This window comes from Methylobacterium sp. CCH5-D2 (assembly GCF_001556475.1).
Lineage (GTDB): Bacteria > Pseudomonadota > Alphaproteobacteria > Rhizobiales > Beijerinckiaceae > Methylobacterium > Methylobacterium hispanicum.
This window is the reverse complement of sequence record NZ_LSIX01000724.1, coordinates 1-7,035: the sequence shown is the minus strand read 5'-3', so window position 1 is coordinate 7,035 and position 7,035 is coordinate 1. Positions and strand designations below refer to the sequence as shown.

Annotated in this window: 9 protein-coding genes and 1 riboswitch; of the genes, 3 read left to right on the top strand and 6 right to left on the bottom strand. The window is 74.8% G+C overall.

Translation table 11 applies throughout. The features are described 5' to 3' along the window. The 6 genes from AX737_RS19115 to AX737_RS19090 all read right to left on the bottom strand — a co-directional run. Positions 1–1,426 (bottom strand): cobaltochelatase subunit CobN (locus tag AX737_RS19115; protein ID WP_197430635.1); only part of this gene is annotated, 1,426 nt, incomplete at its 3' end. An 11-nt stretch (positions 1,427–1,437) separates the two neighbouring features. Continuing rightward, positions 1,438–2,337 carry a DUF4349 domain-containing protein gene (locus AX737_RS19110; RefSeq protein WP_066924169.1) on the bottom strand — a complete coding sequence of 300 codons (900 nt, stop codon included), beginning with the start codon at positions 2,335–2,337 and terminating at the stop codon, positions 1,438–1,440. Further along, positions 2,334–3,368 (bottom strand): cobalamin biosynthesis protein CobW, encoded by a 1,035-nt coding sequence (cobW, locus tag AX737_RS19105; protein ID WP_066924167.1) that lies wholly within the window; start codon positions 3,366–3,368, stop codon positions 2,334–2,336. Before cobW ends, AX737_RS19110 begins: the two co-directional genes overlap by 4 nt. Before the next feature lie 12 nt (positions 3,369–3,380). Then, entirely contained in the window at positions 3,381–3,764 is a 384-nt protein-coding gene (locus tag AX737_RS19100) for a DUF1636 domain-containing protein (RefSeq protein ID WP_066924165.1), read from the bottom strand. Next, the gene (locus tag AX737_RS19095; RefSeq protein WP_066924163.1) at positions 3,757–4,518 is read right to left on the bottom strand and encodes a CbtA family protein; all 762 of its coding nucleotides are present in this window, start codon (positions 4,516–4,518) and stop codon (positions 3,757–3,759) included. The genes AX737_RS19100 and AX737_RS19095 overlap by 8 nt, the downstream gene beginning before the upstream one ends. 21 nt (positions 4,519–4,539) lie before the next feature. Further along, entirely contained in the window at positions 4,540–4,716 is a 177-nt protein-coding gene (locus AX737_RS19090) for a CbtB domain-containing protein (protein ID WP_066924161.1), read from the bottom strand. A gap of 37 nt (positions 4,717–4,753) precedes the next feature. Then, positions 4,754–4,947: riboswitch (cobalamin riboswitch) on the bottom strand. 103 nt (positions 4,948–5,050) lie between these two features. On the opposite strand from AX737_RS19090, the gene cobU reads away from it, so the two are divergent. The 3 genes from cobU to AX737_RS19075 form a co-directional block, all read left to right on the top strand. After that, positions 5,051–5,578: a bifunctional adenosylcobinamide kinase/adenosylcobinamide-phosphate guanylyltransferase gene (gene cobU / locus AX737_RS19085; protein WP_066924159.1), complete on the top strand. Its 528-nt coding sequence runs from the start codon at positions 5,051–5,053 to the stop codon at positions 5,576–5,578. Continuing rightward, a complete protein-coding gene (gene cobO, locus AX737_RS19080; RefSeq protein ID WP_066924157.1) occupies positions 5,575–6,183 on the top strand; it encodes a cob(I)yrinic acid a,c-diamide adenosyltransferase in 609 nt (202 codons plus the stop codon). The genes cobU and cobO overlap by 4 nt, the downstream gene beginning before the upstream one ends. A gap of 13 nt (positions 6,184–6,196) precedes the next feature. Continuing rightward, the coding region (locus tag AX737_RS19075) for a cobyric acid synthase (RefSeq protein ID WP_197430634.1) at positions 6,197–7,035 on the top strand (839 nt) is incomplete at its 3' end.

Sequence of the window (7,035 nt, the reverse complement as noted above, 5' to 3'; positions counted from 1 at the left end):
CCCCGTCGTGGCAGGCGGGGTCGGCCTCCGGGGCGCCCCAGCGCTCCGTCAGCGCGGCCTGCGCCGCCTCCGGCAACCCGGCGAGCCACGCCCGGTACGCCGCGAGGCCGACCGCGAAGCCCGGCTCGCCCGCGCTCAACGCCCGCATCAGCCCCGGCCCGTCCGGCAGCGCGCCCACCGCGTAGCCCGCCGCCGCCAGATCGTCCGCGATCGCCCGCGCGCTCTCCGGCGTGTCGAGCCCGACCGCGAAGCCGGCCCGGCCGCCGCGGGCCGGATAATCCGAGAGCACCAGCGCGATCCGCCGGTCCGCCCGCTCCGTGCGGGCGAGGCGCAGCCACGCGGCGGCCCGGTCGGCGAGCGCGGCGATGCCGGGGGCGTAGGGCACGGCGCGGCGCTCGACATGGCCCTCGACCTCCGGCGCCTCCTCCTTGAACGAGATCGGGAAGCCCGCGAGGCGCCCGTCGAACTCCGGCAGCGCCACCTGCATGGCGAGGTCGGCCGCGCTCATGCCGCGTGCCGAGGCCGCCCAGGCCTCCCGGGCCGAGCCGAGCGTGTAGGCCTGCAGGACCGGGCAGTCGGCACCGTCGAGCACGAAACCCGCGTCCTCGCGGGCGGCGAAGGCGGTGGCGGCGATGATCAGGTCGGGCTTGCGCGCGGCGAGCGCCGCCCGGACCGCGGCGACCGCCTCCGGATCCTTGAGGCTGGCGACGGCGACGACGAGCGTGCCGATGCCGCGGGCGGCGAGCGCGGCCGTCAGCGCGGCGGCGGGCGCGAGATCGCCGCCGAGTGCCGCCGACCGGTAGATCAGGACGAGCGCGTGCGGAGCGTCCTCAGCCCGTGCAGGGGCCCCGGCGGCGAGCGCCCGGTCCAGCGGGACCGGGCCGCAGCCGGGGCAGCACGGGAAGCCCCGAGGCAGGGGGCGCGGCGGCGCGTAGGCGAGGTCCAGGCCGGACTCGCAGGCCAGGCGCCGCAGCATCTGGCGCAGGTTGTCCCGCCCGCCCGCGCGGAAATAGGCGTCGAGGAGGGGAGCGAGCTCGGGTGCGGTGGCGTGGGCGTCGAGGCGCGGATCCGGGCGGTCATCGCCCGGCAGCAGAACGAGCCGCACGCCGTTCGCGCGCGCCGCCGCAGCGCAGCGCTCGATGCCGTAGCGCCAGTAATCGAGCCCGCCGAGGCAGCGGATCACCACGATCCGCGCCCGCGCCACCACCGCGTCGACGTAGAGATCGACCGACATCGGGTGGCGCAGCCGCGCCAGCTTGGCGAGGCGCAGGGCGGGCAGGTCGGGCTCCGACGCGGCGGCATCCGCGATCGCCGCGAGATCGGTGTCGGTGAACGAGAGCACGACGATCTCCCCGGGCGCCTGGCCCAGATCCACCGCTGCCTCGCCCTCGTCGAGGGAGACCGTATCGACGCGCACGAGGTGCATCGGGCGCCTCCTCAGCTCTCCGCGCGGTCGCGCGCGGCGGCCCGGTCGCGGCGGCGCCAGCGCATCAGCGCGCGGATCAGGACGATCCCGAGGGCGAGGATCGGGATCCAGGGCACGCTGGCGATCGCGAAGCCGAGCGCGGCCGCCGCGCTGGCGCCGAGCGTCTCGCCGCCGCGTGCCCAGACCCGCCGGATGGGGGCGAGGGCGCCCGCACCGCCGCGCTCCGCCCGCAGCACGAGCGCGACCGTCTCGGTGTCGATCCGTTCCTCCAGCGCGCGGCGCCGCCCTTCCGCCTCCTCGATCTGGGTCTGGGCCTGGGAGAGTTCGCCCGCGATCTTCACCAGATTCTCGACCTGGGTATCGGGCTTCTCGGCGAGAGCGGTCAGGCGGTCTTGATAGGCGCGCAGCTGCGCGAGGCGCCGCTCGACGTCGGCCACGGGCCGGGCGAGGTCCTCGGCCCGGGTCGCCTGCTCACGGACCGTCACGGTGCCCGCCGGCTCGCCCGGAAGGGGCGCCGTCGCGAAGGCGAGGAAGGGCGCGACGGATGCGTGGGGCAGCCGCACCTGGAGCCGGGCCTCCGGCTCCGACCGGGGGCCCGCGCCGCTGCGGATCGAGGATTGCAGCACGACGCAGGCGAGGACCGCCTCGTTCAGGCACCGGTCGCGGACCGCTTCGAAGCGGGGCCCCAGACGGTCCGCCGGAAGGTCGAGGGAGAGGTCGTGGCTGTAGGCGAGCTTCGCCCGGCTGGCCCGATCCGGCGCACCGCCGTCCTGGGACGCTTGTTTCGCGGCCGGCCGCACCTGCGGCGCGGCCGTTGCGGCCTCGTCCTGCCGCCCCTGCTCCTGGCAGGCGGCGAGCAGGCCGCAGGCCGCGACGGCCGCAAGAATCCGACGGCGCGCGCGGGCGCTCACCCGGCGAGCGCGGCCGCGACCGCATCCCGGTCGAAGCCCTTGAGGCCGATCACCACGAGCGTGCCGTCGCGGGGCTCGCCGCTGCGCCAGGGCCGGTCGAAGTGGTGGCTCACGCGCCGGCCGACGCCCTGCACGACGAGGCGCATCGCCTTGCCCTCGACCTCGGCGAAGCCCTTGATGCGCAGCACGCCCGCGGTCTCGGCCGCCCGCTCGACGCGCGCGGCGAGGTCGCCCGGCGTCGTGGCGGGCCGTACGGCGAGAGCCACGGTCTCGAAGTCGTCGTGGTCGTGGTCCTCGCCCTCGCCGTGATGCGAGGGGCGTGCGTCGAGGTCGTCCTCGGCGGCCGCCGCGAGGCCGAGGAGCACGCGCGGGTCGATCGCGCCACGCTCGGTCTCCACCACCTTCACGGCGCGGGGCAGGTGCCCCTCGACCTCGGCCCGCACCCGCGCCCGGGTCTCGGCGGCGATCAGGTCGGACTTGTTGAGCACCACGAGGTCGGCGCAGAGGAGCTGGTCCTCGAACACCTCTTCCAGCGGGTTGTCGTGGTCGACCGACGTGTCTGCGGCGCGCTGGGCGGCCGAGGCCTCGGGGTCGTCCGCGAAGGCGCCGGAGGCGACCGCCGGGCCGTCCACCACCGCCACGACGCCGTCCACGGTGACGCGCGAGCGGATCGCCGGCCACTGGAAGGCCTGGACGAGGGGCTTGGGCAGCGCGAGGCCGGAAGTCTCGATCAGGATGTGCTCCGGGGGCTCCGCCCGGTCGAGGAGCGCGGTCAGCGCCGGCACGAAGTCGTCCGCCACCGTGCAGCAGATGCAGCCGTTCGGCAGCTCGACGATGGAATCCTCGGTGCAGCCCTCGACGCCGCAGGCGGCCAGGAACGACTTGTCGAAGCCGACATCGCCGAACTCGTTGACGAGGATCGCGAGCCGGCGCCCGCCCGCGTTCTCCACCACGTGGCGCACCAGCGTGGTCTTGCCGGCCCCGAGGAAGCCGGTGACGATGGTGCAGGGCACCTTCTGGACGATGGTCATGACGGGGAACCTTCAGCCCGCATCGGCTGCGGGAAACGGGGGGATGCGGGCGACGACGCCCTTGCGGAAGGCCTCCGGCCGCTCGCGCCAGGGCACGATCCCGTCCGGGGTGCCGGCGTAGCGCGCGAGCCCGTCGAGGATGGTGCGGGCGGATGCGACCGGGTCGAGGTCGCCGTACACGTAGGTCCAGCGGTCGGCGCTCGCGACCGCCACCGTGCAGGGCCGCTTGCAGACCGAGAGGCACTCGACCGGCTCGATCCGGAGGGACGCCGCCGGGTGCGCCGCCAGCTCGGCGCGCAGCGCGTCGAGCAGGCGCGCGCCGCCGCGGGGGCCGTCCGGCGCGTCGTCCGGGCTGCGGCAGGTGGTGCAGACGTAGAGCGTCGCCGGGTCAGACACGGATCGGGCGCTCCCGGCCGAAGACCTGCCAGGCCCAGCCGAAGCTGAGCCCGATCACCGCCCAGAACACGAAGCCGACCGCGAGCGAGCGAGCCGCGAACTGCGCCGCGAGGCCCGCGGGCAGCTCGGACTTCGCGGCCGCCACCTCGGGCGCCCCGGCGATGTGGGGCGCCACGATCAGCACGAGGCCGCCGAGGATCGTCACGGCGGCGCGCCGGATCGCGATGAGGTAGAGCCCCATCGCGGTCGCGAGCGCGGTCATCAGCCACCACGCCTGCCGGGTGGCGAGCGGGGCGGCCTCGCTGCCGGGCAGTTCCGGCGGCAGGCCGAGCGCGGGCGCCAAGCCCACGCTGACGAAGCCTGCGACCGCAAAGGCCAGCGCCCGCTCGGGCGTCGGGTCGCGCCCGAGGGCCAGCATCACGGCGCCGAGCAGCAGCGCGTAGCCGACGCCGCCAACGAGCGTCGCGAGGCCCGTGAAGAGGATGCGCGGCAGGCCCTCGCCGGGCTGCCACGCCGGAGCGCCGCCGTGGTCGTGCGACTCGCCGCCATGCGCGAGATGCAGGTGGGCGCGGTGCAGGAGCGCGCCCTCGAAGCGGGCAGGCGCGAGCGGCAGCGCGGCGCTGTGCGCGGTGCCGCTCTCGTAGCGCTCGGCCTCGATGATCAGCGGGGAGGTGAGGGCGACCTGAAGGCCGGTCGCGACCACGGCCGCGAGGAAGCCGGCGGCGAGCGCCGCCGACAGGAGCCGGAGAATCATGAAGCTGGTGGCTTCAGGCGGTCAGTGGCAGGGGAAGTTCTGCGTGTGCCGGAAGTCGTGTGCGGCGTTGTGCAGCGCCTGGGCCGGGGCGAAGCCCGCCATGAAGACGAGGCCGAGGCCGAAGAGGGCGGCGAGCACGACCGCGCCGAGGCGCTCGTTCGTGCGGGTGGCGCCGAGGGTCTGAACCTGCGTGGTCATCGGATGACGATCTCCGGCCGCCCCACCGGCGGCGTTCGAGGAAACACGGGCGGACGGCAGGTCTCCTGGCTCGCGGATCCTCGCGCCTGCCGCCTTCCCGGGACACCCGGTGGCTGGTGGCAGGAACTCGCCGCTCACAGTTGCGGGGGCAGCCGCGGATTCGAGGGTCGCCCCCCTCACCGCATTCCCTTTTCACCCCCGCGAGGGGGCACCGTCCATTCCCGCTCATAGCCTGTCGCGGGCGGGCGCACAACGCGTCCGCATCCGACTTCGAAGCAGGAGTTCGACCGACGGGCGCTTTGACGCCCCGGCTCTCCGCGGGCAAAGGAGCCGAATGGTTCAGGCCTCTCCCCGGACGACCCTGGTGCTCGGCGGCGCGCGCTCGGGCAAGAGCGCCTACGCGGAGGCGCTGGTCGAGGCGCACCCCGCGCCCTGGCTCTACCTCGCCACCGCCCAGGCGTGGGACGACGAGATGCGCGAGCGGATCGCGCTCCACCGGGCGCGGCGCTCGGGCGACTGGATCACCCGCGACGTGCCGATGGATCTGCCCGAGGCCGTCGCCGCCGCGAGGGGCCCGGTGCTGGTCGATTGCCTGACGCTCTGGCTCACCAACCTGATCCTCGCCGACGCCGACGTCGAGGCGGCGGGTTCCGCCCTCATCGCCGCCTGCGCGGGGGCGCGAGGCCCGGTCGTGCTCGTCGGCAACGAGGTCGGGCTCGGCATCGTGCCGGACAACGCGCTCGCCCGCCGCTTCCGCGACGCCGCCGGCCGCCTGCACCAGCGCCTCGCGGGCCGAGCCGAGCGCGTCGTCTTCATGGTGGCGGGCCTCCCCATGATCGTGAAACCCGGAGCCCAGCCATGACCGACGCGACGGAAGCCGACCGCCACCGCGAGAAGATGGCCAAGCGCAAGGCGGTGCAGGACGCCGAGGTCGCGCAGAAGACCGTCGAGAAGGGCCTGCTCATCGTCCATACCGGCCCCGGCAAGGGCAAGACGACGGCGGCGCTCGGGCTGATGGTCCGGGCGCTCGGGCGCGGCTGGCGGGTGGCCTGCGTGCAATTCATCAAGGGCGGCTGGGACACGGGCGAGCGCCACGCCTTCGCGGCCTTCGGCGACAGGGTCTCCTGGCACACGCTCGGCGAGGGCTTCACCTGGGAGACGCAGGACAAGGCCCGCGACATCGCCGCCTGCCGCCACGCCTGGGAGCGGGCCGAGGCTCTGATGGCCGACCCCACGGTCCGCCTGCTCGTCCTCGACGAGCTCAACATCGCGCTCCGCTACGACTATCTCGATCTTGCGGCGGTGGTGGGAACGCTCCAGGCTCGGCGGCCGGACCTGCACGTCGTGGTCACGGGCCGCAACGCCAAGCCGATGCTGATCGAGGCCGCCGACCTCGTCACCGAGATGGGTAGCGTCAAGCACCATTTCGCAGCGGGCGTGAAGGCGCAGGAGGGGATCGAGTTCTGATGGTGGCGCGCGCATGACCCGGGCCCTGATGATCCAGGGCACCGGCTCGGACGTCGGCAAGTCGCTGATCGTGGCCGGGCTGGCGCGCGCCTTCTCGCGGCAGGGCCTCAGGGTGCGGCCGTTCAAGCCGCAGAACATGTCGAACAACGCCGCCGTCACCGCGGACGGGGGCGAGATCGGCCGCGCCCAGGCGCTGCAGGCGCGGGCGGCCGGGGTGAGCCCCAGCGTCCACATGAACCCGGTCCTGCTGAAGCCCCAGAGCGATGTCGGCGCCCAGGTCGTGGTTCAGGGTCGCATGATCGCGACCGCGAAGGCGCGCGACTACCAGGCCTGGAAGCCGCGCCTGATGCGGGCGGTGCTCGACAGCTTCGCCCGGCTGCGCTCGGAGGCCGACCTCGTGCTGGTCGAGGGCGCGGGCTCGGCGTCCGAGGTGAACCTGCGGGCCGGCGACATCGCCAACATGGGCTTCGCGCGCGCCACCGACACACCGGTGATCCTGGTCGGCGACATCGACCGGGGCGGGGTGATCGCGAGCCTCGTCGGCACGAAGGCGGTGATCGAGCCGGGCGACGCCGCGATGATCCGGGGTTTTCTGGTCAACCGCTTCCGGGGCGACCCAACCCTGTTCGCCGAGGGCATGCGCCTCATCGCCGAGCACACCGGCTGGGAGGCGCTGGGGCTCGTGCCGCACCTGCCCGCCGCCGCCCGGCTCCCGGCCGAGGACGTGCTGGGCCTCGCGGGCTCGGCGCCCGGAGCCGGGGGGGTGACGATCGCCGTGCCGGTGCTGCCGCACATCGCCAATTTCGACGACCTCGACCCGCTCAGGGCCGAGCCCGGCGTCGCGGTGGTGCT